General features: G+C 71.1%; 24 protein-coding genes and 1 pseudogene. 9 read left to right on the top strand and 16 right to left on the bottom strand.

The window, feature by feature from the left end; genetic code table 11:
• Positions 1-39: 39 nt before the first annotated feature.
• Positions 40-1,272: a styrene monooxygenase/indole monooxygenase family protein gene (locus ACWFRU_RS22950; RefSeq protein WP_365820481.1), complete on the top strand. Its 1,233-nt coding sequence runs from the start codon at positions 40-42 to the stop codon at positions 1,270-1,272.
• Here ACWFRU_RS22950 and ACWFRU_RS22945 read toward each other — a convergent pair.
• From ACWFRU_RS22945 to ACWFRU_RS22930, 4 genes are all read right to left on the bottom strand, one after another.
• Complete coding sequence (locus ACWFRU_RS22945; RefSeq protein WP_453689725.1) at positions 1,269-2,447, bottom strand: NlpC/P60 family protein; 1,179 nt, start codon at positions 2,445-2,447, stop codon at positions 1,269-1,271. The genes ACWFRU_RS22950 and ACWFRU_RS22945 overlap by 4 nt on opposite strands.
• A gap of 183 nt (positions 2,448-2,630) precedes the next feature.
• A complete protein-coding gene (locus tag ACWFRU_RS22940) occupies positions 2,631-2,915 on the bottom strand; it encodes a hypothetical protein (RefSeq protein ID WP_453689723.1) in 285 nt (94 codons plus the stop codon).
• 33 nt (positions 2,916-2,948) lie between these two features.
• Positions 2,949-3,677 (bottom strand): TetR/AcrR family transcriptional regulator, encoded by a 729-nt coding sequence (locus tag ACWFRU_RS22935; protein ID WP_453689721.1) that lies wholly within the window; start codon positions 3,675-3,677, stop codon positions 2,949-2,951.
• Positions 3,678-3,748: 71 nt separating this feature from the next.
• The gene (locus tag ACWFRU_RS22930; RefSeq protein ID WP_453689719.1) at positions 3,749-4,687 is read right to left on the bottom strand and encodes an AurF N-oxygenase family protein; all 939 of its coding nucleotides are present in this window, start codon (positions 4,685-4,687) and stop codon (positions 3,749-3,751) included.
• A gap of 207 nt (positions 4,688-4,894) precedes the next feature.
• Here ACWFRU_RS22930 and ACWFRU_RS22925 point away from each other — a divergent pair, with 207 nt between their 5' ends.
• The gene (locus tag ACWFRU_RS22925; RefSeq protein ID WP_453689718.1) at positions 4,895-6,001 is read left to right on the top strand and encodes a ferritin-like domain-containing protein; all 1,107 of its coding nucleotides are present in this window, start codon (positions 4,895-4,897) and stop codon (positions 5,999-6,001) included.
• A 36-nt stretch (positions 6,002-6,037) separates the two neighbouring features.
• A complete protein-coding gene (locus ACWFRU_RS22920) occupies positions 6,038-6,943 on the top strand; it encodes an ADP-ribosylglycohydrolase family protein (protein ID WP_453689716.1) in 906 nt (301 codons plus the stop codon).
• A gap of 35 nt (positions 6,944-6,978) precedes the next feature.
• Here ACWFRU_RS22920 and ACWFRU_RS22915 read toward each other — a convergent pair whose 3' ends face one another.
• The 6 genes and pseudogenes from ACWFRU_RS22915 to ACWFRU_RS22890 all read right to left on the bottom strand — a co-directional run.
• Complete coding sequence (locus tag ACWFRU_RS22915) at positions 6,979-8,439, bottom strand: penicillin-binding transpeptidase domain-containing protein (RefSeq protein WP_453689714.1); 1,461 nt, start codon at positions 8,437-8,439, stop codon at positions 6,979-6,981.
• On the bottom strand, positions 8,436-9,800 hold the full coding sequence (locus ACWFRU_RS22910) for an FtsW/RodA/SpoVE family cell cycle protein (protein ID WP_453689712.1): 1,365 nt from the start codon (positions 9,798-9,800) through the stop codon (positions 8,436-8,438). The genes ACWFRU_RS22915 and ACWFRU_RS22910 overlap by 4 nt, the downstream gene beginning before the upstream one ends.
• Positions 9,801-9,863: 63 nt before the next feature.
• Positions 9,864-10,226 carry an SH3 domain-containing protein gene (locus ACWFRU_RS22905; protein ID WP_453689710.1) on the bottom strand — a complete coding sequence of 121 codons (363 nt, stop codon included), beginning with the start codon at positions 10,224-10,226 and terminating at the stop codon, positions 9,864-9,866.
• Between the two features lie 143 nt (positions 10,227-10,369).
• Positions 10,370-11,671: an ATP-binding protein gene (locus ACWFRU_RS22900; protein WP_453689709.1), complete on the bottom strand. Its 1,302-nt coding sequence runs from the start codon at positions 11,669-11,671 to the stop codon at positions 10,370-10,372.
• Entirely contained in the window at positions 11,668-12,471 is an 804-nt protein-coding gene (locus ACWFRU_RS22895) for a hypothetical protein (RefSeq protein WP_453689707.1), read from the bottom strand. The genes ACWFRU_RS22900 and ACWFRU_RS22895 overlap by 4 nt, the downstream gene beginning before the upstream one ends.
• Positions 12,472-12,571: 100 nt before the next feature.
• Positions 12,572-12,820: pseudogene (locus tag ACWFRU_RS22890) on the bottom strand (sortase domain-containing protein); the annotation flags it as partial.
• A gap of 134 nt (positions 12,821-12,954) precedes the next feature.
• Between ACWFRU_RS22890 and ACWFRU_RS22885 the strand changes: the two are divergent.
• Positions 12,955-13,758: a nuclease-related domain-containing protein gene (locus ACWFRU_RS22885; RefSeq protein WP_453689705.1), complete on the top strand. Its 804-nt coding sequence runs from the start codon at positions 12,955-12,957 to the stop codon at positions 13,756-13,758.
• Positions 13,759-13,782: 24 nt separating this feature from the next.
• Here the strand turns inward: ACWFRU_RS22885 and ACWFRU_RS22880 are convergent, their stop codons facing one another.
• Together ACWFRU_RS22880 and ligD are read right to left on the bottom strand one after the other, a co-directional pair.
• Complete coding sequence (locus ACWFRU_RS22880) at positions 13,783-14,211, bottom strand: DUF4440 domain-containing protein (protein WP_453689703.1); 429 nt, start codon at positions 14,209-14,211, stop codon at positions 13,783-13,785.
• A gap of 101 nt (positions 14,212-14,312) precedes the next feature.
• Positions 14,313-15,218 (bottom strand): non-homologous end-joining DNA ligase, encoded by a 906-nt coding sequence (ligD, locus tag ACWFRU_RS22875; RefSeq protein WP_453689701.1) that lies wholly within the window; start codon positions 15,216-15,218, stop codon positions 14,313-14,315.
• A gap of 69 nt (positions 15,219-15,287) precedes the next feature.
• Here ligD and ku point away from each other — a divergent pair, with 69 nt between their 5' ends.
• From ku to ACWFRU_RS22860, 3 genes are all read left to right on the top strand, one after another.
• The gene (gene ku, locus ACWFRU_RS22870; protein ID WP_453689699.1) at positions 15,288-16,418 is read left to right on the top strand and encodes a non-homologous end joining protein Ku; all 1,131 of its coding nucleotides are present in this window, start codon (positions 15,288-15,290) and stop codon (positions 16,416-16,418) included.
• An 80-nt stretch (positions 16,419-16,498) separates the two neighbouring features.
• Entirely contained in the window at positions 16,499-16,783 is a 285-nt protein-coding gene (locus ACWFRU_RS22865) for a type B 50S ribosomal protein L31 (RefSeq protein ID WP_453689697.1), read from the top strand.
• Positions 16,784-16,962: 179 nt separating this feature from the next.
• Positions 16,963-18,390 (top strand): DUF1254 domain-containing protein, encoded by a 1,428-nt coding sequence (locus tag ACWFRU_RS22860; protein ID WP_453689695.1) that lies wholly within the window; start codon positions 16,963-16,965, stop codon positions 18,388-18,390.
• On the opposite strand, the gene ACWFRU_RS22855 is transcribed toward ACWFRU_RS22860, so the two are convergent.
• The 4 genes from ACWFRU_RS22855 to ACWFRU_RS22840 form a co-directional block, all read right to left on the bottom strand.
• Positions 18,387-19,061 carry an Rv1733c family protein gene (locus tag ACWFRU_RS22855; RefSeq protein WP_453689693.1) on the bottom strand — a complete coding sequence of 225 codons (675 nt, stop codon included), beginning with the start codon at positions 19,059-19,061 and terminating at the stop codon, positions 18,387-18,389. The genes ACWFRU_RS22860 and ACWFRU_RS22855 overlap by 4 nt on opposite strands.
• 70 nt (positions 19,062-19,131) lie before the next feature.
• Positions 19,132-20,079 carry a rod shape-determining protein gene (locus tag ACWFRU_RS22850; protein WP_453689691.1) on the bottom strand — a complete coding sequence of 316 codons (948 nt, stop codon included), beginning with the start codon at positions 20,077-20,079 and terminating at the stop codon, positions 19,132-19,134.
• Positions 20,076-20,450: a TraR/DksA family transcriptional regulator gene (locus tag ACWFRU_RS22845; protein ID WP_453689689.1), complete on the bottom strand. Its 375-nt coding sequence runs from the start codon at positions 20,448-20,450 to the stop codon at positions 20,076-20,078. Before ACWFRU_RS22845 ends, ACWFRU_RS22850 begins: the two co-directional genes overlap by 4 nt.
• Positions 20,451-20,546: 96 nt before the next feature.
• Positions 20,547-20,837 (bottom strand): TraR/DksA family transcriptional regulator, encoded by a 291-nt coding sequence (locus ACWFRU_RS22840; RefSeq protein ID WP_453689687.1) that lies wholly within the window; start codon positions 20,835-20,837, stop codon positions 20,547-20,549.
• A 364-nt stretch (positions 20,838-21,201) separates the two neighbouring features.
• Between ACWFRU_RS22840 and ACWFRU_RS22835 the strand changes: the two genes are divergently transcribed.
• Positions 21,202-22,203 (top strand): HAMP domain-containing sensor histidine kinase, encoded by a 1,002-nt coding sequence (locus ACWFRU_RS22835; protein WP_453689685.1) that lies wholly within the window; start codon positions 21,202-21,204, stop codon positions 22,201-22,203.
• Positions 22,193-22,852, top strand: a complete 660-nt coding sequence (locus ACWFRU_RS22830) for a response regulator (protein ID WP_453689683.1) — start codon at positions 22,193-22,195, stop codon at positions 22,850-22,852. Before ACWFRU_RS22835 ends, ACWFRU_RS22830 begins: the two co-directional genes overlap by 11 nt.
• Positions 22,853-23,466: the final 614 nt, after the last annotated feature.

The raw sequence follows: 23,466 nt of genomic DNA, 5'->3' as shown, positions 1-23,466 counted from the left end.
TTAACCTTAAGCTTTTCAGCACGTAGGAGAAGACGCCGCATGCGGAAGATACTCGTCGTCGGAGCCGGTCAGGCCGGTCTCCAGATCGCTCTCGGACTCCAGTCGCAGGGGTACGAGGTCACCCTGATGTCCAACCGCACGGCGGACGAGGTCCGGTCCGGGCGTGTGATGTCCACGCAGTGCATGTTCCACACGGCGCTGCAGCACGAGCGCGACCTCCAGCTGAACTTCTGGGAGTCGCAGGCGCCGAAGATCGAGGGTCTGGGCGTCTCGGTCGCCGGGCCCGACTCCTCCCGCGTCATCGACTGGGTCGGCAAGCTGGACGGCTTCGCCCAGTCCGTCGACCAGCGCGTGAAGATGGCGGGCTGGATGGAGACGTTCGCGCAGCGGGGCGGCCAGCTGGTCATCCACGGCGCGGCGGTCTCCGACCTCGACTACTTCTCCCGCACGTACGACCTGGTGCTCGTCTCGGCGGGCAAGGGCGAGCTGGTCTCGATGTTCGAGCGCGACGCCTCGCGCTCCCCGTACGACACCCCGCAGCGGGCCCTGGCCGTCGCCTACGTCCACGGGATGGGCCCGCGGCCCGAGCACCCGGAGTTCGACGCGGTGCGGTGCAACCTCGTGCCGGGCGTCGGCGAACTCTTCGTCATGCCGACCTTCACCACGTCCGGGCGCGCGGACATCCTGTTCTGGGAGGGCGTCCCCGGCGGCCCGCTGGACGTCTTCCAGGGTGTCAAGGACCCCTCGGAGCACCTGGCGCTGACCCTCGAACTCCTCGAGAAGTACACGCCGTGGGAGTACGCGCGGGCCACCAAGGTCGAGCTGACGGACGCGGGCGGCACGCTGTCCGGCCGCTACGCCCCGACGGTGCGCAAGCCGATCGGCCGACTGCCCGGCGGCGGCGCCGTCCTCGGCGTCGCGGACGTGGTCGTCGCGAACGACCCGATCACCGGCCAGGGCTCCAACTCGGCGTCCAAGTGCGCTGCCGCGTACCTCTCCTCGATCGTCGAGCACGGCGACAAGCCGTTCGACGAGGAGTGGATGCAGTCCACGTTCGACCGCTACTGGGAGACGGCGCAGCACGTCACCAAGTGGACGAACGCGATGCTCTCGCCCCCGCCGGAGCACGTCCTGAACCTGATCGGCGCCGCAGGCCAACTCCAGCCGGCCGCGGACCGCTTCGCCAACGGCTTCAACGACCCGTCGGACTTCGAGAACTTCTTCTACGACCCGGAGAAGACGGGCGCGTACCTGGCGGGCCTCACGGGCTAGTCGGTACCCGGCGCGTCGGAACGCCCGTACCCCGCGTCCCCGCCCTTGCGTGCCCCCCGGGGCAGCTTCGGCGGGACGTAGTTCTTCATCGGCTTGGCCGAGGGGTCCGGGCGTACCGCGCCGAGCAGCGGGTTCGAGGCGATGGGGGAGACCTTCACCCGGCTTCCGGGGCGCGGCGCCTGGATCACCATGCCGTCGCCCAGGTAGAGCGCCACGTGCGTGGCCTTGGGGAAGTAGACGATCAGGTCGCCCGGGCGCAGTTTGCGGAGGGAGACCCGGCGTAGCTGGGCCCACTGTTCCTGTGAGGTGCGGGGGATGTCCTTGCCCGCCTTTGCCCATGCCTTGGACGTGAGGCCCGAGCAGTCGAAGGACTTGGGTCCCTCCGCGCCCCACTTGTAAGGCTTCCCGATCTGTTTCACGGCGTAGCCGAGCGCCGTCTCGCCCTTCCGCGAAGGCGCGCGGGTCGGTGCGGACCCAGGGGTCCCCGGTGACCCCGCGGTTCCGCTCAGCGAGCCCGAGTCCAGGAACTTCCGCTGCGCCTCCGCCATCCCCTCCTCCTCGGCCCGCGCGAGGTCCGCCAGTTGCTCCGTGCTCAGCGAGGCGAGCAGTTCCTCGACCTCCTTGAGCTGCCCCTTGACCGTGTCCCGTGCCTCCTTCTGGCGGGCCGCGAGGGTCAGTTGGGTCTTCAGGGCGCTCTTCGCCGTCGCCGCGAGCTCGGATGCCTTCTTCTCGCCGCCGGCCAGCCGCTCCACCGTCGCGGCGCGCTCCGCCGCCGCCCGCCCGATCACATGCCCCTGGTCGAGGGCCCGCTGCGGGTCGCGGGCCAGGAGGAGGCGTACGTAGGGGGAGATCTCCGTCGTGCCCTGGTACTGCTGGCGGGCGAAGCGGCCCGCCGCGCCCCGGCTGTCGCGGACCGAGGCGCGGGCCCGGGCCAGGCGCTTGTTGAGGCGGGTGACCTCGGCCCGCTGTTCCTTCAGCTTCTCCGCGGTCGCGTTGTACGTCTCCGTCGACTCCTCGGCCTTCCGGTACAGCTCCTGAAGGTCCTTCAGGAGCTCGGCCACCGGACGCTCGGTGGTGTCGTCCGGCTGTGGGACGGCGTACGCGGGGGAGGCGGGCGCCAGCAGCGCGCCGACCACCGCACCCGTACCGACCCATCGCAGCAACCTGCCTGACATGCCATCACCTCCGGCGCGCGGCGGCGGCTCCGCCCCGCACCGCGAGCATCAGCGGCCCCGGCGCGGCCCGCCTCCGGAAGGTGCGCGGGTTGGCGCAATGCGGTCACTCGTCCAGGGTCCGACGGCGCGCCACCCTTGCGGAGGCCGCGCTCACGCCGCGCTCACGCCGCGCTCACGCCGCGCTCAGGCCGCCCCGCCCGGCGTCGGCTTCGACCACGGCCACTTCAGACCGGGCCCTGCCTTGTCGCCCTCCGGGTCGTACTCGTACGTCCAGCCCTGGTGCAGGCCGAGCCGCTTGCCCCCGGCTTTGGCCACCCTGCGGTACACCAGCACGGTCGCCGGTCCGCCCGCCTCGTCCGGCACCGGGACCCGGTACACCTTCGGGGGGTGGCCGGTCGGGCCGAGCAGGATGGGCAGTACGCGGCCGTCCAGGGGGCCACCCACGAAAGGGGTGTCTTCGCTCTTCACCCGGCCAGTGTCACAGCAGCCGCCCGCCGCGCGTCACAGCAGGTGCGCCGCGTCGCTCACCACGGGCAGGACGCGCCGGGCGAGCGAGCCCGCGGGGCCGTCGGCGCTCTCCATGGCCAGTGCGGTGCGTACCGCCTCCGCGGTCTGCGGGTCGCGGCCTGCCGAGGCCACGAGAACCGCCATGAACTGCTCGACGAGCCAGTCCCGCAGCTCGTCCAGCGGCGGCTGCTTCTCCTCGTCCAGCCAGATCAGGGACGCCGCCTCGACGGAGGTGATCCACATCCGCACGGTCATCCGCAGCCGCGGGCCCGTGGCGCCGACGACCTCCAGGTGGGCGAGTATGTGCTCGGCGGCCGTCCTGCGCACCTCGTCGACTATGGCGGTGGTCCGCGACGTCTCCACGACGCTGCCGCCCTGGAGCAGCGCGCTGAACCCCGCGTCGTGCTGGTCCACGAAGGCGAGGTAGCGGTCGAGCGCGTTGGCGAGGCGCTGGGTGAGCGGGCCCTCGGGCGGCTCGGCGAAGCACTGCTCCAGCTCGTCGGCGGCGGAGCGCAGCGCGGCCTCGTACAACTGCTGCTTGCCGCCCGGGAAGTAGCGGTAGACGAGCGGCCGGGAGACTCCGGCCGCCTCCGCGACGTCGTCGAGGGAGACCTCGTCGGGTGCGCGCACCGCGAAGAGGGACAGGGCGGCCTCCTTGAGCTGCCGCTGCCGCTCTTCGACACTGAGGCGCCGGTACGCGCGGGTGGGAGCAGGCGAGGTCATGCCTCGCAGCGTATCCGCCCTTTCGAACAAGCGCCCCGGAACCCTGCGTACCCCCTTCGTTACGCCAGGAGTCAGGCCAGTAGTCCAGAGCTCTTCCACAGTCGCCGTCCGGCCCCCCGCAGCACCCCGATGTCGTCCAGGAAGTCCGTGAGGCGCTTGGCCCCGGTCTGCATGATCTCCCGGCGGTGCGCGCTCGCCTTGACCTGGGCCATGGCCTCGCGCTTGTCCAGGCCGACGTTCGTGTAGACCTCGGGGTTGATGAAGGCGACGGAGAAGACGCGGGCGAACTCACCCGAGGTGAGGCGGGTGAACTCCTGGGACCAGCGCGGTGCCGTCACCATCTGGCGGCGCAGCTCCTCACGGGCGTACCGCACATGGCGCGCCTCCTCCACGACGTGGATCCGCGTGACGCCGCGCACCAGGGTCTGGACGCGCTCGTCCGGGAACGTCAGGCGCTGCATCCAGTCGAGGATCTCCTCGCCGAGCAGCGTCGCCGTGAACGAACCGGGCGTCGTCGAGATGGTCTTGAAGAGGCGGCCCAGATTCCGGTGCACGGCGCTGACCGGGTAGTACGGGGTGTCCCCGCGGGTGATCAGGCGCGCGAACATCTTCGAGTGCCGGCACTCGTCCTCGATCTCGGTCAGGGCGTACCGCACGTGCGCGCTCGTGGCCGGCTTGTCGTAGATGTGCCGTACGAGCAGCTGCATGAGGATCAGCTCGAACCAGATGCCGAGCGAGGCGAGCGCGGCGGCCTCGTGCTGGGAGAGCGCGATGCGCTGCTCCTCGCTCATCCGCCGCCACATCGGCGTGCCGTACAGGGAGAGCAGCTCCGGGGGCCAGAACCACTTGCCCTCCTCGAAGGGCGCCTCCCAGTCCAGCTCCTTGTCGGGGTCGAAGGAGTGCTTGGCGGAGGAGTCGAGGAGCCGCTCGGCAACCTGTTCCCGGTCCTTGAGTGCCCCGAGCGCGTCCCGCAGCCCTTCGATCGCCGCGTCCTCCGTGGTGGTCGTCATGACTCTGCCCCTGCCTCGTCGTCAGAGTTACCGGCGGTCACGAATTATGAGACTGCTTGTCAGCAAGGGCGTCAATCCCTTGTGCGCGACTTGTTGACCCGACGTCTACGAACGTGTGAGCCTTCCAACTACCAATCGGTACAGAGCAGTCGAAAGCAGCACGGGGGGACTACGGAGAGAACGAGGCCACTTACCTAGGAGCCGTCAGTGTCCACGCATGAGCTCTACACGCACGCCCCGGACGGAAACATCTGGCAGATACCGGCGAACGGCGCGGCCCGCTTCAGCTGGGAGTACGACGAAGGCCGTGCCCGGCTGCTCGCCCTCTACCAGAAGGGCAAGGACAAGCAGTGGGACGGCGCCAAGCGCATCGCCTGGGATCTGGAGGTCGACCCGTACGACCCCCTGGGCACCCCCGACGAGTCCATGTCGCTCTACGGCACCCGTCACTGGGACAAGATGAACGACCGCGACAAGGGCGAGCTGCGCAAGCACTACGCCTCCTGGCAGTTCAGCCAGTTCCTGCACGGCGAGCAGGGCGCGATGGTCTGCGCGGCGCGCATCGTGGAGTCCGTGCCCGACCTGGACGCGAAGTTCTACTCCGCGACCCAGACCATGGACGAGGCGCGGCACGCCGAGGTCTACGGCCGCTTCCTGCACGACAAGATCGGGATGCTCTACCCGATCAACGACAACCTCCAGTCCCTGCTCGGCGACACCCTGCGCGACTCCCGCTGGGACATGCCCTACCTCGGCATGCAGGTCCTCATCGAGGGCCTCGCCCTCGCCGCCTTCGGCATGATCCGCGACACGACGGACAAGCCGCTGCCCAAGCAGATCCTCGCCTACGTCATGCAGGACGAGGCCCGGCACGTGGCCTTCGGCCGCATGGCGCTTCGGGACTACTACAAGCAGCTCTCCGACGCGGAACTGCGCGAGCGCGAGGAATTCGTCATCGAGGGCTGCTACTTGATGCGTGACCGGCTGCGCGGCGTCGAGGTCCTGGAGAACTTCGGCATCCCGAAGGCGGAGGCCGAGGAGTGCAGCGAGAACTCCGAGTTCCTCGCCCTCTTCCGGCAGTTGCTCTTCAGCCGCATCGTGCCGTGCGTCAAGGACATCGGCCTGTGGGGCAAGCGCCTCCAGGAGGCGTACGTCGACATGGGCGTCTTCGAGATGGGCAACGCCAACCTCGATCAGCTGATGGCCCAGGACGAGGAGATCGCCGAGAAACTGGACGCGGAACGGTTCGCGGCGGAGGAGGGCGAACGGGTCGCGGAGGTCGAGGAGATGATCGCCGCCGGCGACGGAAAATAGGTCACAGGGCGTCGTCCCGCACGGCAGCATGAGCCCATGACTTCCGTGACCTCCGCTTCGGCCGACCGCGCCGCCGCCCGCCGGAGCCTCGAAGGGCTCGCCCTCGGCGACGCCTTCGGCGAGCGGTGGTTCCCGCTCTTCCGGGCGCCGCGCGTCGCGTACACGCAGATCCGTGCGCGCCAGATGCCCGAGGAGCCGCGCTGGCACTGGACCGACGACACCGCGATGGCGCTCGGCGTGCAGCGGGTTCTCGACCAGTACGGGGAGATCCGCCCGACGGAACTCGCCGGGGCGTTCGCGCTGCTGTACGACGCCGACTCGGGGCGCGGGTACGGCAGCGGCATGCACGAGCTGCTGCCCCGGCTCGTCGAGGAGCCGCAGCGCTGGCCGGAGCTCGCGCGCGAGCTCTTCGACGGGCAGGGCAGCCTCGGCAACGGAGCGGCGATGCGGGTCGCGCCGCTCGGCGCGTGGTTCTCCGGCGACCTCGAACGCGCGGCGGCGCAGGCCGCGCTGTCGGCCCAGGTCACACACGCGCACCCCGAGGGCATCGCGGGCGCGGTGGCCGTGGCCGTGGCGGCCGCGCTCTCCGCACGCGAGGAGCTGACCCTGGCCGCGGTCGCGGAGCGCACCCCGCCCGGAGAGGTCCGCGAGGGCGTGCTGCGCGCGGCTTCCCTGTCCTTCGACACCGAGCCGTGGAAGGCGGCGGACGAACTCGGCAACGGTCAGCGCATCCGGGCCACGGACACCGTTCCGTTCGCCCTCTGGTCGGCCGCGCGGCACCACGACGACCTGGTCGCGGCGCTGTGGACCACGGCCGAGGGGCTCGGTGACGTGGACACCACGTGCGCGATCACCGGCGGCGTGGTCGGCGCGCGCACGGGAGTCGGCGCGGTCCCGGAGGCCTGGCTGCGCCGGAGGGAAGCGCTGCCGGGAGCCGAGTGACACCAGGCGTCCGCGCCCGGGGCGCGGGCCTCCGTTCAGGAACCCGCGAGCACCGCCTCCATCACCGCCTTCGCGACCGGCGCCGCGCTGCCGCCCCCGCTGATGTCACCCCGGTCGGCCGCCGCGTCCTCCACCACCACCGCCACCGCGACCGATGGCTGGGCCTCGCCGGATTTCTGCGCCCAGGAGATGAACCAGGCGTACGGCGTGCCGGTGTTGTCGATGCCGTGCTGGGCCGTGCCCGTCTTGCCGCCGACCGTCGCGCCGGGGATCGCCGCGTTGCCGCCGGTCCCCTCCTCGACGACGTCGGTCATCATCTCCCGCAGTTGCATGGCCGTGGCCGGGTTCATGGCCTGGTGGAGGGAGCTGGTGCCGGTGTTGCGCACCACGTCGCCGTCGTCGGTCGTGGTCTCGTCCACCAGGTGCGGGGACTGGAGCTGGCCGTTGTTCGCGACCGCCGCCGAGACCATCGCCATCTGCAGCGGTGTGGCCCGCGTGTCGAACTGGCCGATCGAGGAGAGCGCGAGCTGCGCCTTGTCCATCGTCGTGTCGAAGTTGCTCGCCGCCACCGACGACGGGATCTTCAGGCCACTGTCGTTGAAGCCGAAGTTCTTCGCCGTGTCCAGCATGTCGCCGAGACCGGTGTCCACGCCCAGCTTGGCGAAGACCGTGTTGCAGGACCACTCGAAGGCGTAGCGGAGAGGTGCGTTCTTGCAGCCCTCGACCTCGTTCGTCAGCTGCGTGCTCGTGCCGGGCAGCGTGTAGGGGGTGGGCGACTTGGTGGCGGCGTCCAGGTCCGTGACCGTGCCGGAGTCCAGCGCGGCCGCCGCCGTCACCACCTTGAACGTCGACCCCGGCGGGTACGTCTGGCGGATCGCCCGGTTCAGCATCGGCTTGTCCGCGCTGCCGTTCAGCGACGCCCAGGACCTCGCCACCGTATCGCTGGTGCCGGAGAGCCGCTCGGGGTCGTACGAGGGGGTGCTGACCAGGGCGAGGATCTTCCCGGTCGACGGCTCGATCGCGGCGACCGCGCCCTTCTTGCCGCCGAGGCCCGCGTACGCGGCCTGCTGCGCGGCGGCCCTGATGGTGGTCCGCACCATGCCGCCGGGGTTCTGCGCGCGGGTGATGTCGTTCCACAGGGGGAGCGGGGCGAGCATCGGGTCGGTGCCGGAGAGGATGTCGTCCTCGGCGTTCTCCAGGAGGGTCGTGCCGTAGACCTGCGAGGCGTACCCGGTCACCGGGGCGTACAACGGGCCGTTCTTGTACGTCCGTTCGTAGCGGAGCTGCTCGCCGGTGTCCTTGGAGCCGGTGACCGCGCGTCCGTCGACCATGATGTCGCCGCGCGGCTGGTCGAAGCGTGCGATGGCCTGGCGGCGGTTGGCGGGGTTCTCGTCGAAGTGCTCGGACTGGACGACCTGGACGCGGGTGGCGTTCACCAGCAGGGCAATCAGGAGCAGCGCGCAGAACGCGGCGGCGTGCCGGATGTACCGCGTCACGCGTCCTCCCTGGGAGGCCCCACCGGCTGGCTCCGCGCCGAGTCGCTGACCCTGATGAGCAGCGCCACGATGATCCAGTTGGTGACGACCGACGAGCCGCCCTGCGCGAGGAACGGCATCGCCATGCCGGTCAGCGGGATCAGCCCCGTCACCCCGCCCGCGATCACGAACACCTGGAGCGCGACGATCGAGGCGAGCCCCACCGCGAGCAGCCGCCCGAACGCGTCCCGCAGCGCGAGCCCCGCCCGGTAGCCGCGCTCCACCAGGAGCGCGTAGAGCAGGAAGATCGCCGCGAGCCCCGCGAGGCCGAGTTCCTCGCCCGCCGTCGCCAGGATGAAGTCGGACTTGGCGGCGAACCCGATGAGGATGGAGTGGCCGAGCCCGAGCCCGGTCCCGAGCATCCCGCCGGCCGCGAACGCGAAGAGGGACTGGGCCAGTTGGTTGGGTCCCTCGCCCGCGTCGATGGAGGCGAAGGGGTGCAGCCAGTCCTCGACCCGGCTGTGCACGTGGGGTTCGAGTGAGCCGACCGTGTACGCGCCGACGGCGGCAAGCACCAGGCCGACCGCGATCCAGCCGGTGCGCCCGGTGGCCACGTACAGCAGGATCACGAAGAGCCCGAAGAAGAGCAGCGAGGTGCCGAGATCGCGCTCCAGGACGAGGACGCCGACGCTGAGCAGCCAGATCGCGACGATCGGCCCGAGCACACGGCCGGTCGGCAGCTGGAGCTTCGTCAGCTTCCAGACCGTACGGCCGGTGTAGGCGAGCGCGTTGCGGTTGGCGGACAGATAGCTGGCGAAGAAGATCGCGAGCAGGATCTTCGCGAACTCGCCGGGCTGGATGGAGAATCCGCCGACCCTGATCCAGATGCGGGCGCCGTTCACGGCCGGGAAGAAGATCGGCACGATCATCAGGACCAGGGCGGCGACGACACAGATGTACGCGTACCGCTGGAGCACCCGGTGGTCGCGCAGGAAGAGCACGACGGCGATGAAGAGCGCCACGCCGACGGTGGACCAGACGAGTTGCGTGGGCGCCGCCTCGTCGCCCGGAGTCTCCAGGTCGAGCCGGTAGATCAGGACGAGCCCCAGGCCGTTGAGGAGCACGGCGATCGGCAGGAGCAGCGGGTCGGCGTAGGGCGCGCGGAAGCGGACCGCGAGATGCGCAAGGAGCGCGAGCACGCCGAGCCCGGCGCCGTAACCGGCGGCGCCGGGCGGGACGGTGCCGTTCTTGGCGAGGCCGACGTCGCAGTAGCCGTAGACCGAGAGCAGGACGGCCACGACGATCAGTGCGACCTCGGTGCCACGGCGCCGGGGCACGCGAACGGCGGGTACGGAGGGGGGCGCCGTCGCTGTTCCGGTCATGCCCGGAACGTAGCAAGCGATAGGCCCCAATGTCCGCTTATGTCACCGTGTGCTTGTGGTGCGTCAGCACCAGCGCGGGGCGGGCCCGATGTTGGCGATGTAGTGCGCGGCACCCCACGCCCAGGTCCCGTTGGTGAGCAGGTACCAGCGGTTGTTGCCGGAGACGTGGTCACCGGTCGTCTTGCAGTAGATGGTGACGACCTTGCCGTACGGCACGCTGCGGATCACCTTGGCGCCCCGGTGCGGGGAGGTGCGGAGCAGCAGGCCGGACTTGGCGATGACGCGGCCCTTGTAGGTGCGCGGGTGGCCGCTGGTGCCGCTGTCGTCGGCCGCGACGGCGGGGCCGGTGAGGGTGCAGGCGGCGAGCGCGCCGCCGGCGACGAGTATGCCGAGCCGGGTGCCGATTGCGGTGGACCGAAGGGACATGGGGTCTCCTCTGGAAAGCGCGGATGCGATACGGCCCGCGAGTCCCTGGAGCTCAAGCCCCTGAAGCATGGGTCATAGGCCGCAATTCACACTAAAATCGGCACGCTGGGCGCGCAAAAGGTCACACGGCGTCAGACCGCCGCTCAGACCGCCCCGTCGGCGCCCCCGCAACCGCCTTCCGCGGTCTCCTCGTACGGCAGCGTCAGCGTCGCCACCGCCCCGCCGTCCGGCGCGTTGGCGAACGTGAGGCGGGCGCCGAGCACCGCCGTCTGGCCCAACGCGATCGTCAGTCCGAGCCCGTGGCCCCTGGTCGTGCCCTCCGTGCGGAACCGCTGCGGGCCGTGCGCCACCAGGTAGTCCGGGTAACCGTCGCCGTGGTCGCGCACCGAGAGCATGGGCCCGTCGACGGTCAGCACGACGGGCCCGCGCCCGTGCTTGTCCGCGTTGGCGATGAGATTCCCGAGCACCCGCTCCAGGCGCCGCCGGTCGGTCACCACGCAGACGTCGCGTACGACGACCAGCTCGGCGTCGACACCCGAACCCCGCACGGCGCGCTCGGCCAGTGGGGCGAGATGGTGGTCGTCCAGCTCCACGCGCTCGCTCTTCGCGTCGAGGCGGGAGATCTCCAGGAGGTCCTCGGTGAGGGTGCGCAGCGCGGCCACCCGGTCGCGCACCAGCTCCGTCGGGCGGCCCGGCGGCAGCAGCTCGGCCGCCGCGTGCAGACCGGTCAGCGGGGTGCGCAGCTCGTGCGCCACATCCGCGGTGAACCGCTGCTCGCTCTGCAGCTTGCCCTGTATCGAGGACGCCATCGTGTCGAGCGCGCCGGAGACCGCGGCCACCTCGTCCTGGCTGCGCGAGGGCTCACGGGTGCGCGGGTCGTTCACGCGGGCGTCGAGGTCGCCCGCGCTGATCCGGCGGGCCACCGTCGCCGTCTGGTGCAGGCGCCGCGTCACGCGGGTCACGGAGAACGCCCCGACCAGGAGCGTCGCCCCGATGGCAAGCACCGAGGAGCCGAGGATCGCCCGGTCGAGTCCGTCGATGGTGCGGGCCCCCTGGGCGTAGTCGACCCGGACGGCGATGGCGCGCCGGTCCGAGGCGGGCCCCGCGGCCCACATCGTCGGCCGGGAGTCCTGCGCGGCGACCATCGTCCCGCGCTCCCCGCCCACCGCGAGATCCCGCAGCCGCTCGGGAAGGCCCTCGGGGTCGATCCCCGCGCCGGGGCCCAGGTCGTCGCCCGCCTCGAACGCCTTGGTGGCGTCGTCGAGCCGGGTGAGGGCGTGGTCGCGGGCCTGGCCCACGGTCTGGTTGGTCACCGAGACGTGCACGAGCGCGCCGAGCAGCGCGGCGAGCGCGCAGCACATGACGGTGATGAAGACCCCGGCCTTCCAGGTCAGGGTCGCCGTCCAGGCGGGGAGCCGCGGTCCGCGCGGCAGTCGGTGACTCATCGGTCCCCGCCCGAAGACGCACTCGGGGACGTGCCTGGAGAGGCACTCGGTGAATCACTGGGGGAGGGCACGGGGCGGCTGCTCCCCGCGGGCTCCGGCTTGCGCGACGGCTTGCCCTTCGGCGCGTTCGGGGAGCGCACGATCTCGTCGGTCGTCGGGAGCATGGACTTCTGGTGGGAGTCCCAGGACCAGACGGTGCGGTACTCGTACCCCGGCATGCCCGAGACGGCGCGGACGATCACCTCGTGGCCCGCCAGCTCGACCCCGAGCACCGCGTCCCCCATCTCCATGATCTGCGTCAACTGCCGCTTCTCCATGGCGTAGGCGCGTATGTCGAGGTTCTCGGCGTGCCCGCGGGCCAGCTTGATGCCGATGATGAGGTCGTCCCTGCCGTCACCGGTGAGGTCGCGGTAGTAGGCCTTCAGGACGGGGCACTCGGCGTCGTCGGCGTCCTTGGTGTCGCACGCGTCGAGCTTCTCGGCCGTCTGCTTGTAGACCGCGTCCGAACGGCTGTACATCCCCGGGTTCTCGTCGAAGTCGGCCTTGGCGACCGTCACCGGGTTCACCTTGTGCAGGTCGCCGCCCGGTACGTCCACGCCCTTGACCGGCAGGCTCTCGATCGTGCCGTAGTCCTCGGCGGGCGCCGACGGGGGCGGCAGCTTCGGCCATAGGCGGGTGGGGGCCTCGGCGGTGGGCGTGGAGCCTGCGCCGCGCAGGTCGCCGGGGTCGCCACAGCCGCCGGCCAGCAGGACGGCGGGCAGCACGAGTCCTGCGGCGAGCGCGAGACGGCTCCGGTGCACTGCACTCCTGCCTGCCGGTGGAGCGGCCCGGGGGTGCTCCGCTGCGGCGCGAGGTTCGGTTGCGGCGCCGCGGAGCCCGGGTCCCGTTGCCCGGGTCCGGCTACGGCGCGAGGTCGGCGTAGAGAATGATGTTGTCGGTGCGGTGACCGTCCTTGATCGGGCCGCCACAGGTCAGCAGGCGCAGCTCGGGCGGGTCGGTCGTCCCATACACCTTATGGGTGGCGAAGTTCTTTTTGTCCACCTGTCCAATCTCGCGCACCTCGAACGTCGCCGTACTCCCGTCCGCTCGAGGCACCGAGATCGTGTCCCCCATTCTCACCTTTCCCACGTGCCGCATCAGCGCGGGCCCCTCACGGTCGAGAGCGAGCGCGCCGCGAGCGCCGTCAAGAGTGGCTCAACTTCTCTCCGAGGCACCCAGGTTCATGCCTGGTTCTTGCCCAGGGCATGTCCTTGCTGCTCCCATGGTCCGTGGGGTGATGGTGCATGAGCGGACTGCGCGTCATACCGGCCTGGCGGCACGGACAGGAGCGGCTGTACGTCTGCCGCGCGGACGGCAGGAACGTGGCGTGGTACGAGAGGGAGTCGTCCCGCGTGACCCTCCTCGCCGACGATCACAGGGAAGCGGTCCTGCGCGCCCTCGCCCCCTTCATCACGGGTGGCGTCTCGATCGGCCCCCCGCCCGTCCCCACCCCCGCCGAACTGGCCCGCCTCGCCCTCCACCCGGACGACGACCTCGCACCGAACCGCCCCGGCGAGGCCCTCCTGATCGCCCTGGACCGCGAACCGGCCCCCGCCCGCAGGCTGCGCGCCGACCCGCGGCAGCGGGCACTCACCGCCGAGCAGGCGATCGGCGAGGTGCTCGACGGGCTCGAAGGCGCGGGCTGGCGCACCCTGCACTCGGTGCCGCTGCCGGGCGGCGCCCGCATCCACCACCTCCTGATCGGCCCCGGCGGTCTGTTCAGCGTCCACACGCTCCCCGCCCGCAAGCAGCGGGTGCGCGTCGCCGACCCGATGGTCACGGTCGGCCGCGCGGACCCGCGTCCACTCCTGAGGGAGATCCGCGCCGACGCCGACCGGGCGTCCTTCGCGCTGACCGCCGAGATCCGCCCGGTCCTCGCCCTCTCAGGGGCGACGGACCTCGACGTGACGGCCCCGCCGCGCGAGGTGCGGATCGTGCGCGACGGGGAGGTGTCGGCCCTGGCGGGCATCGGCGGCGTACTGAAACCGGCCGATGTGGAGGCCCTGCACGCGATGGCCCGCGACCGTCACACGTGGCTGCGCGCGTAACCGGCCCGGCTTGCAAGAGGTTTCCTAGAGGTTGTCGCCCCAGCCGCCCTGGATCATGGTCTGGAACGCCCAGGCCCCGCCCCGCTTCAGCAGGATGTCGGCGTACCGCAGCCGCTGCGTCTCGCCGTTCGCGGTCATCACCGAGTCGGTGAAGACGACGGCCATCGCGGGGGAGAGGAAGACGGGCGTGCGCGTGGACTCGAAGGTGATGTCCTCGCTCCCGTCGCCCATCACCTGCGTCATGGTCGCGATGAACTGCTCCCGGCTCCACTGCGCGGACCGCGCGTCGCCCCCGGAGTCGTCACTCACCAGATTGAGCGGGAAGACGGCCAGATCGGCCATGCGCTCCACGTCGCGCTTGGCGCTGTGCGCGTCGTACTCGGCGAACCAGGCGGCCAGGCTCGCGCGGTCCTCGTCGGTCGCGACGTATTCGGTCTCGGGCAGAACGGTCATGTGGGCTCCTCGGCGGCTCGGGTGCTTAATCAAGTTTGACTACGCGAATAAAGGTATGCTCGGTTCGCGCGCTAGTCAAACTTGATTAGCTGTGACGCCGGTCACCGTGCGGGCGCGCCCGGAGCATGCGGGAGCGGGCGGCCCTGGTCGGGGTCGGTGAGCGGGCCCAGCAGGTCCCCGTACCGCTTGAGGCGGGGCGCGATGTCGGCGGCCAGGAAGACGAGGTCCGCCGGGTCGTCGCATCCCTCGACCTCCTCCCAGGTCACGGGCGCGGAGACCGTCGGTTCCCGGCGGGCACGCAGGGTGTAGGGGGTGGCGGTGGTCTTCGCCGCGGCGTTCTGGCTGAAGTCGACGAAGACCTTGCGGGGGCGCAGGCTGCGGGTCATCCGGTGGACGACCAGGTCGGGCAGCTCGGCCTCGGCTTCCTGGGCGAGTGCCTTCGCGTACGCGGTGACCTGCTCGGAGGGCGTCGGCTCCAAGGGGCAGAGCAGATGCAGGCCCTTGGAGCCCGAGGTCTTCGCGTAGACGTCCAGGCCGTCCGCCTGGAGGCGCTCGCGCAGCCAGAGGCCCGCCCGGCAGCACTCGACGACGGTGGCGGGCGGCCCGGGGTCCAGATCGAGCACGAGCCGGTCGGCCATGGCGGGCGCGTCCGCCTGCCATTGGGGGGTGTGGAACTCGGTCACGAGATTGCCCGCCCACATCAGGCTCGCCAGGTCGTTCACGACGACCTGCCGGGTGTTGCCGTCCGAGCGCCGCACCTCGGCCGTGTGCACCCAGTCGGGGGTGCCCGGGGGCACGTTCTTGGCGAAGAACTGCTGGCCGTCGGGTCCGTCCGGGAAGCGGAGGAAGGAGAGGGGCCGGTTGCGGAGATGGGGGAGCAGGGCGTCGGCCGTGCTGGCGTAGTAGTGCAGCATCTCGCCCTTGGTGAAGCCGGATGCGGAGTAGAGGACCTTGTCGAGATTGCTGAGGGACAGCCGCCGCCCCTCCACCTCGGTGATCGGCGTCATACGATGAGAATCCCACGAATGTGGATGAATCACCCTGAAACGGTGCTCGGCTGCTGAGAGGTGCCTGACGTGCGATCCATATGGAACGGTGCGATCTCGTTCGGCTTGGTCAGCATCCCGATCAAGCTCATGAACGCCACCGAGAACCACTCGGTGTCCTTCCGGCAGATCCACACGGAGGACGGCGGCCGGGTCCGCTACCGCAAGGTGTGCGAGCTGGAGGAGCGGGAGGTGACGTCCGACGAGATCGGCAAGGGGTACGAGGACCCGGACGGCTCGGTCATCCCGATCACCGACGAGGACCTGGCGGCCCTGCCGCTCCCGACGGCCAAGACGATCGAGATCGTGGCCTTCGTGCCGGCGGGCGGGGTCGACCCGATGCAGATGGACACGGCCTACTACCTGTCGGCCAACGGGGTGTCCGCCACCAAGCCGTACACGCTGCTGCGGGAGGCGCTGAAGCGGAGCGAGAAGGTGGCGATCGCGCGGTACGCCCTACGGGGGCGGGAGCGGCTGGGGATGCTGCGTGTCGTGGACGACGTGATCGCGATGCACGCCCTGCTGTGGCCGGACGAGATCCGGGAGCCGGACGGCGTGGCCCCGGACACCCAGGTCAAGGTCAGGGACGCGGAACTCGATCTGGCGGACGCCCTGATGGACACGCTGGGCGAGGTCGACGTCTCCACGCTCCACGACGACTACCGCGCGGCGCTGGAGGAACTCCTCACCGCCAAGGCCGAGGGCACGAGCCCCGCGCCGCCGTCCACCGACGCCGACTCCGGCGGGGGCAAGGTGATCGACCTGGTGTCGGCGCTGGAGAAGAGCGTGCGCGCGGCGAAGACGGCGCGGGGTGACGACGGGTCGGTGGCGGAGGTGACGCCGCTGGACCGGGGTACGCGGAAGAAGGCCGCGACCGCGTCGAAGCGGACGGCCTCGTCGAAGCGGACGGCCTCATCGTCGGCCGCCTCGTCCGGGCGGGCGAAGACGACCCCGAAGGATGTGGGCGGCAAGAAGTCGACGGCGAAGAAGGCGACGGGCGCGGCGGCGAAGAAGACGACGGCGAGGAAGTCGACGTCGAAGACGGCGAGTACGGCCAAGGCGAGCACGGCCAAGGCGAGCACGTCCAAGGCAAACGCGAGTACGGCGGCGAAGAAGGCCCCCGCGAAGAAGGCGGCCACGAGGAACCGGGCCCGGGCTTAGGGCGGGGCTGACGGCGGCGCCGTAGCTCGCGTGGCGTCCTCGGGGTCGCCGTCGTCTCCGCGCGCGGGGAACCTGGAGGCATGACCCAGGACAAGGACAGCAACTACCGGCCCGTCGTCTTCCGGGACCGTTCGGCGGGCTACGCCTTCCTCACCCGCTCCACCGCCGAGAGCGACCAGACCATCGAGTGGGACGACGGCGAGACGTACCCACTGGTGGAGGTGGAGATCTCCTCCGAGAGCCACCCCTTCTACACGGGCCGCGCCCGGGTCGTGGACTCCGAGGGCCAGGTCGCCAAGTTCGAGCGCCGCTACGGGGACGAGGCGCAGCCGGGTGGGGCGGGTGGGGCGGGTGCGGCGGAGTGATCCGTGGCCGCCGCCACGCCAGGCCGCGCCACGCCGCGTGTGCGGCAGGTGCGGCAGGTGCGGCAGGAGTGGCAGGAGGGACAGGTCGGCCCGACGATGGCCCTAGAACCTTGATCACGAACGACGAACGAGTTTGATCACGAACGACGGACGAGTTTGATCACGAGAAGGCGGCGGGCATGACCGACGGCACGACCGATCTCCAGGCGCTGGCGGCCGAGGCGTACATCTACGGCCACCCGATGGTGCTCAACCTCGACAGAGTCGACCGCGTCTCCCGCAACGGCATGGGCTCCGTGCCTCCCGCCCCGTTCAACGAGTTCAGCCACGGCAGCGGGCCCGCGGGTCCGGAGGCCCAGCCGACGAGCGCCGACCCGGGCCTTGCCCTTGACACCGACTCCGCTCCTCAGGCCACCGACCCCGACACGATCTGCTCCCTGGCGCAGCTGGACCTCTCCGGCGGCGCCCTGCTCCTGACCGTCCCGGACACCGGCGGCCGCTACTACGTCCTGCAGTTCGTGGACGCCTGGACCAACAACTTCGCCTACGTGGGCCGCCGCGCCACCGGCACCGGCGAGGCCAGCTACCTGCTCACGCCCCCCGGCTGGGACGAGGAGGTCCCGCTGGGTGCCACCCGGATCGCCGTGCCGACAGAGATGGCGACGATCGTCGGACGGTGGGCGTGCACGGGTCCGGATGACGTGGCGGCGGTACGGGAACTCCAGGAGGACACACTCCTGGAGCCGTACTGGACGGCATCCGGCGAGCCCCACGGGCTGCCGACCCACACGTACGTCCCCGACGGTGAGCCGGAGATCCTCTTCTACGAGAAACTGCGGGCCCGCATGGCCGCCTTCCCGCCCGCGCAGCCCGACCTCGCGTATCAGCAACGGTTCGCGCCACTGGGCCTGTTGGACGCGCAGAGCCCGTACACGCAGCCCGAACCGGACCTCGCCGAAGCGCTGCGCGCGGGCTTCGCGGCGGGCAAGGAGCGGGTCGAGCGGGAGACCGCGGCCGGGGGCGGCCGGCAGCAGAACGGCTGGCAACTCGCGTACCACGCCTACGACTACAACGCCGACCACTTCGAGACCGGCGCGCTCAAGGACCCCCAATGGATCTGCGCCGACCGGGAGTTGGGCCGCCTGCTGCGCGCCACCTCGGCGCAGACCGCGCTCTGGGGCACGCACGGCTACGAAGCGGCGTACGCGCTGGCGTCGGACGACGCCGACGGCCGGCCGCTGGAGGGCGAGCAGTCATACACCCTGCGCTTCGAGAAGCCGCCGCCGGTGGACGCGTTCTGGTCGGTGACGATGTACGGCCAGCCGGACCGGCACTCGGTCGCCGACCCGGCCGAGCGCGACTCCACCGGCGACCGCCACTCCATCGATGACCGCCGCTCGATTGGTGACCGCACCCCGGGCCTGGCTTACGACGACGACGGCTCCCTCACTCTCCACCTCCAGCCACAACGTCCCGCCGACGACAAGACGGCAGCGAACTGGCTGCCCACTCCGGAGGGCCGCTTCCGCCCGATCCTGCGCATGTACACGCCCCGCGACGCGGTCTTCGACGGAACGTACGAGCTGCCGCCGATCCGCCGGGCCTAAAGCTTCTTGGCTGCGGCCCAATCCGCGTCCCACCGCGCCAGGTTGATCCGCTCGAGCCTGCGGTGGGCGCAGGCGTACGCGGCGGCGCCGAGGAGTGGGACGGCGATGGCGGCCATGACGGCGTAGCCCACGGTGTGGTCGCGGACCTCGTCGTCGGTGAGGGGCGGCCCGGTGAGCTTCCCCTCGTCACTCACCCATACGCGGATGGCGCTCCCCGCGGGCAGGGCGGGCTCGACGTCCTTCTGCGCAGTACGGGTGTCTCCGTGACGGTCGGTGAAGCGGACGGTGACCGGGTACTGGACGTTCCTCGACTCGACCGACCCGGGTTCGGGGTGGCGGGGCGCGTCGTGGACGAGTACGGCGGTGGTGCGGTGCCGGGTGTCGGCCTGATGCCGGGCGATCTGTTCGGTGTGGCGGCGGACCGCGTCGCCGACCAGGACGACGGCGGCCGGGGTGGCGGTCAGGACGACCAGGAACAGGCCGACGGCGATCCATGCCTGTACGAGGTCGGTGCGCCGACGCAGGGGGTTGCGCCGCAGGCGCCACAGGAGGGGACGGGGACGGGGGAGGAGGCGGGCACGGGCGTGGGAATGGGGGTGGGGGTGGGGGTCGGGCTGGTGGGGGTCTTGTGCTTCGGGGGGCGGTTGCGCCGGGGGGATGGGGCCGGCCACGGGGGCTCCTTGGTCGTCGGGGTCCTTGGGGTCCTTGGGCGTCGGGATGTTCTTGGTTTTTTGAGGTGGGCTAGTCGGGGTGGGCCCTGCTGGGATGGGCCCTGCTGGGGTGGGCGTGCGCGGCCCCGAGGAGTTTCGCGGCACCGCGGACCGCTGCGGTGTGCGGTGCGGGCACGGGCTGGACGGGAGCGTGCAGCTCGCCGGCGAGGCAGTAACTGATGCCGGGCAGCAGCGCGCCGCCGCCGGCGAGCAGCGCTCCCCGCCGGAGGGCTTCGCCGGTCCGGGAGGTGCGGTCCTGTTCGAGCATCGCGGTCACCATCGCGACGACGGAGGCGGTGATCGGGGAGTGCGGTGACGGTGGCGGTTTCAGTGATGGGGACGGTGGCGGCGATGGGGCCGGTGACAGGGGTGGGGCCGTCGGGCCGTCCACGTCGCTGGTCCCCAGGGCGGTGTGCCGGGCGTCGACCACATCGCCGTCGCAGAGCAGGGCGACCTCGGTGAGATGGGCGCCGATGTCGACGACGAGCAGGGGGCGGCTCAGATCGGCGTCCACGGCCGTGGCCACGGCTCGCGCGGTGGAGATCGTGAGGACGGTGCGCGGGCGGAGGACCTCGACGGCGACGCGGGCCGCGGCCCGGTAGGCGACCCCGCCGAGGACGGGCGCGGTCAGGATGAGCAGGGGACGCCCGAAGCGGGGCAGCCGGTGGCCGAGCAGCCGGTCGAGCATCAGGGCGGTCCCGGGGGTGTCGACGATGGCGCCGCGCCGGACGGGGTGGACGGTACCGCCGCCGGTGAAGGTCACCGTGGGCACGTCGAGGATCATCCGCCGCCCGGACGTCCAGGCGCGGGTCCGCGCACTGCCGAGATCGAGGGCGATGCCGGAACACCGGCGGCACCAGGGCCATGAGCGGTGCCGACCCGCTAGAGGAGTGGGGGAGCGGTCGGGGACGGGGACGGGAGAGCGGTCGGGGCCGGGGAAGCGGTCGGGGACGGGGAAGCGGTCGGGTGTGACGGTCATCGATCGGCTCCTCGGACCTGCTGGCAGCGTGCGCAGTAGCGGGCTTGCGGCACGATCATCAGGCGCTCGCGGTCGATGGGGTGCCGGCAGAGGTGGCAGGCGCCGTAGTCGCCGCGGGCCATGCGGCCCAGGGCGGCCTCGACGTCGGCGAGGACCATGCGGGCGGAGGCGGAGAGCTTGATGCGGACCTCGGTCCGGGACGCGCTCTGCCGGTCGAGGAGCGCGTCCGCGCGGGTCAGCGCGGGGGCGGAGAGCTGCTGCAACTGCTCGCGGCGGAAGAGGAACTGCTCGCGGAGGTTCTCGCTCAGGGCGGCGAGGTCCTCGGGCGACAGGTGCGTACCGCGGTCGTCGATGATCTGGTGGTTCACCACTTCACCCCTCGGGCAGGGCGGGAGAGTCGGAGAGCGGAAGAGTCGGAGGGCGGGAGAGTCAAGGGGCGGGCGGGTGCCGTGCCGTGCCGTCGCCGGTCAGCCGCTCCTGCGCTGGCAGGGAACGCAGAACCGCGTGTAGGGCAGGATTTCCAGGCGCTCGTCCGGGATGGGCTTGGCGCAGGTGGGGCAGGTTCCGTAGCTGCCGTCGCGGACGCGGGCGAGGGCGGCCTCGATCTCCTTGAGGACCCGCTCGATGGTGTCCTTCTGCGCCAGCATCACCTGCTCCTCGGCCTCGTGCCCGGCCCCGTCGACGGCCCGAATGGCCTGCAACTGGGTCAGCCGGGAATCTCGTTCGTGTTCCAGGCGCAGGTGCGCGTCGTGCGACATGGCGGTTCCTTCTTCTGGCTTCCGGTGGGGCAGCCACCAGGCGGGCGGCGCGTATATGGCCCCACCGTCGCCGGTACGGGACGTAAAGCCCATCGGGCGCGGTACCCATCTACGGCGGTTCGGGAGGTCCATCCCGGCGAGGGAGGGTCCATGCGCACGTCCATGCGCAGGTCCATGCGCAGGTCCCTGGCCGGTTCCATGGGCAGGCCGAGGTGAGGAAATGGGCATTGGACCCCATCGACGGAGAGAACGGGAGCAGGCAGGCTGGACGGAGGACGGGCGAAGATCGACCCGGAAAGTTCGGCCCGGAAGTTCGGCCCGGAAGATCAACCCGGCAGAGTGAGCAAAAGAGAGGCACCACCCGTTGTCCCTGTTCTGGCGGATCTTCGCGCTCAACGCGGTGGTGCTGGGAAGTGCCACCGCGCTGCTGCTGTGGGCGCCGGTGACGGTCTCCGTGCCGGTGGTGCTGACGGAGGCGATCATCCTCGTGGCCGGCCTGGGCGTGATGCTGGTCGCCAACGCGGCCCTCCTGCGGATCGGCCTCGCCCCGCTGGAACGGCTCACCCGCCTGATGACCACGGTCGACCTGCTGCGCCCCGGGCACCGCCTGCCGGAGCAGGGCAGAGGAGAGACCGCCGAACTGATCCGCACGTTCAACGCCATGCTCGAACGGCTGGAGCAGGAACGGGCCGCCAGCAGCGCGCGCGTGCTCCTTGCACAGGAATCGGAACGGCGCCGTATCGCGCAGGAGCTCCACGACGAGGTCGGCCAGACGATGACCGCGGTCCTGCTGGCCCTCAAACGGGCATCGGACGCGGCGGACGAACCCCTGCGCGATGAGCTGCGGCAGGCGCAGGAGATCACGCGGGGCAGCCTGGACGAAGTACGCCGCCTGGTGCGCAGGCTGCGGCCGGGCGTGCTGGACGACCTCGGCCTGATCAGCGCGCTGACCTCGCTGACCACGGAGTTCGCCACACACGCCGGGCTACGAGTGGTACGCCGCTTCGACTCATCGCTGCCGCCCCTGGATCAGCAGACGGAACTGGTTCTGTACCGGGTGGCGCAGGAGGCCCTGACGAACGCGGCCCGCCACGCGGAGGCGGACCGGGTCGAGGTGAGCCTGACCAGGACGGACGGCGCGGTGGTGCTGTCCGTGACGGACGACGGCCGGGGGACGGGGGTGGCCCACGAGGGGGCGGGAATCCGGGGGATGCGGGAACGGGCGCTGTTCATCGGGGCGAAGCTGGAGGTCACGCCGGGCCCGGGGCCCGCGGGCACGGAGGTAAGGCTGAGAGTCCCGACCTCGGACGCCTCCGGGGCTCCTTCGAAAAGCACCGACGCCTACGAGGACCACGATGACCATTGAGCCGCCGATCCGCATCCTCCTGGCCGACGACCACGCGCTGGTACGTCGCGGGGTGCGGCTCATCCTGGACGGCGAGCCGGATCTCCAGGTGGTCGCCGAGGCGGGAGACGGCGCGGAGGCCATCGCCCTGGCCCGCACGAACGAGGTCGACCTGGCGGTACTGGACATCGCGATGCCCCGGATGACCGGTCTGCAGGCCGCGCGTGAACTGGCGGCGCTGAAGCCGGGCGTACGCGTGCTGATGCTGACGATGCACGACAACGAGCAGTACTTCTTCCAGGCGCTGAAGGCGGGCGCGAGCGGATACGTGCTGAAGTCGGTGGCGGACCGGGACTTGGTGGCCGCCTGCCGGGCGGCGATGCGGGACGAGCCGTTCCTCTACCCGGGCGCGGTCACCGCATTGATCCGCAACTACCTCGACCGGGTCCGCCAGGGCGAAGAACCGCCGGACCAGGTGCTGACGGCGAGGGAGGAGGAGGTGCTGAAACTCGTGGCCGAGGGCCATTCGTCGAAGGAGATCGCGGAAATGCTGTTCATCAGCATCAAGACGGTCCACAGACACCGAGCGAACCTGCTGCACAAACTGGGCCTACGCAACCGCCTGGAACTAACGCGCTACGCAATCAGAGCAGGCCTGATCGAACCCTGACCCCAACTCCACGATCCCCAGAACCTGATGGTCCCCGTGAGCCCCCGGCCCTGACGGCTCCCACGAGCCCCTGGCCCTGACGGCTCCCACGAGCCCCTGGCCCTGACGGCTCCCACGAGCCCCTGGCCCTGACACCTCCCACGAGCCCCTGACCCTGACGGCCCTTGTTCCCAAGCCCTCCGGGACCTGAGGGACCAACGAGCCTCAAGACCCGACGGACCCCGTAAGCCCCCTGCACCTGACCGCTCCCAAGCCCTCCAAGACCTGACGGATCCCACAAGCCCCAAGTCCAGACGAACCCTACGAGCCCCCAAGATCTGACGGCCCGCACGCTCTCCGAGCCCGGACGGACTGCACGAGCCCCGAGACCCCGCCTGACCCCACGTACCACCCCAAAACCTGAGTGCCCCTGCCCAGCCACGGCCCTGACCGAGTTTGCCCAGCCACTGTTTCGACCGGCCCCGCCCACTCACCGCCCTGACCGAGTTTGCCCAGCCACCGCTCCGACCGGCCCCGCCCACTCACCGCCTGTCCGGTGCCGCCCGCCCGGGGCGCTCCGCGTGCCGAACAGGGCAACGAGCTAAGGCCGCCCAACCTGCCCGACCTGCTTGATG

Source organism: Streptomyces sp. NPDC055099, from assembly GCF_053607685.1.
Note: the sequence above shows the minus strand (reverse complement) of the source record. Positions and strands in the feature narration are given on the sequence as shown.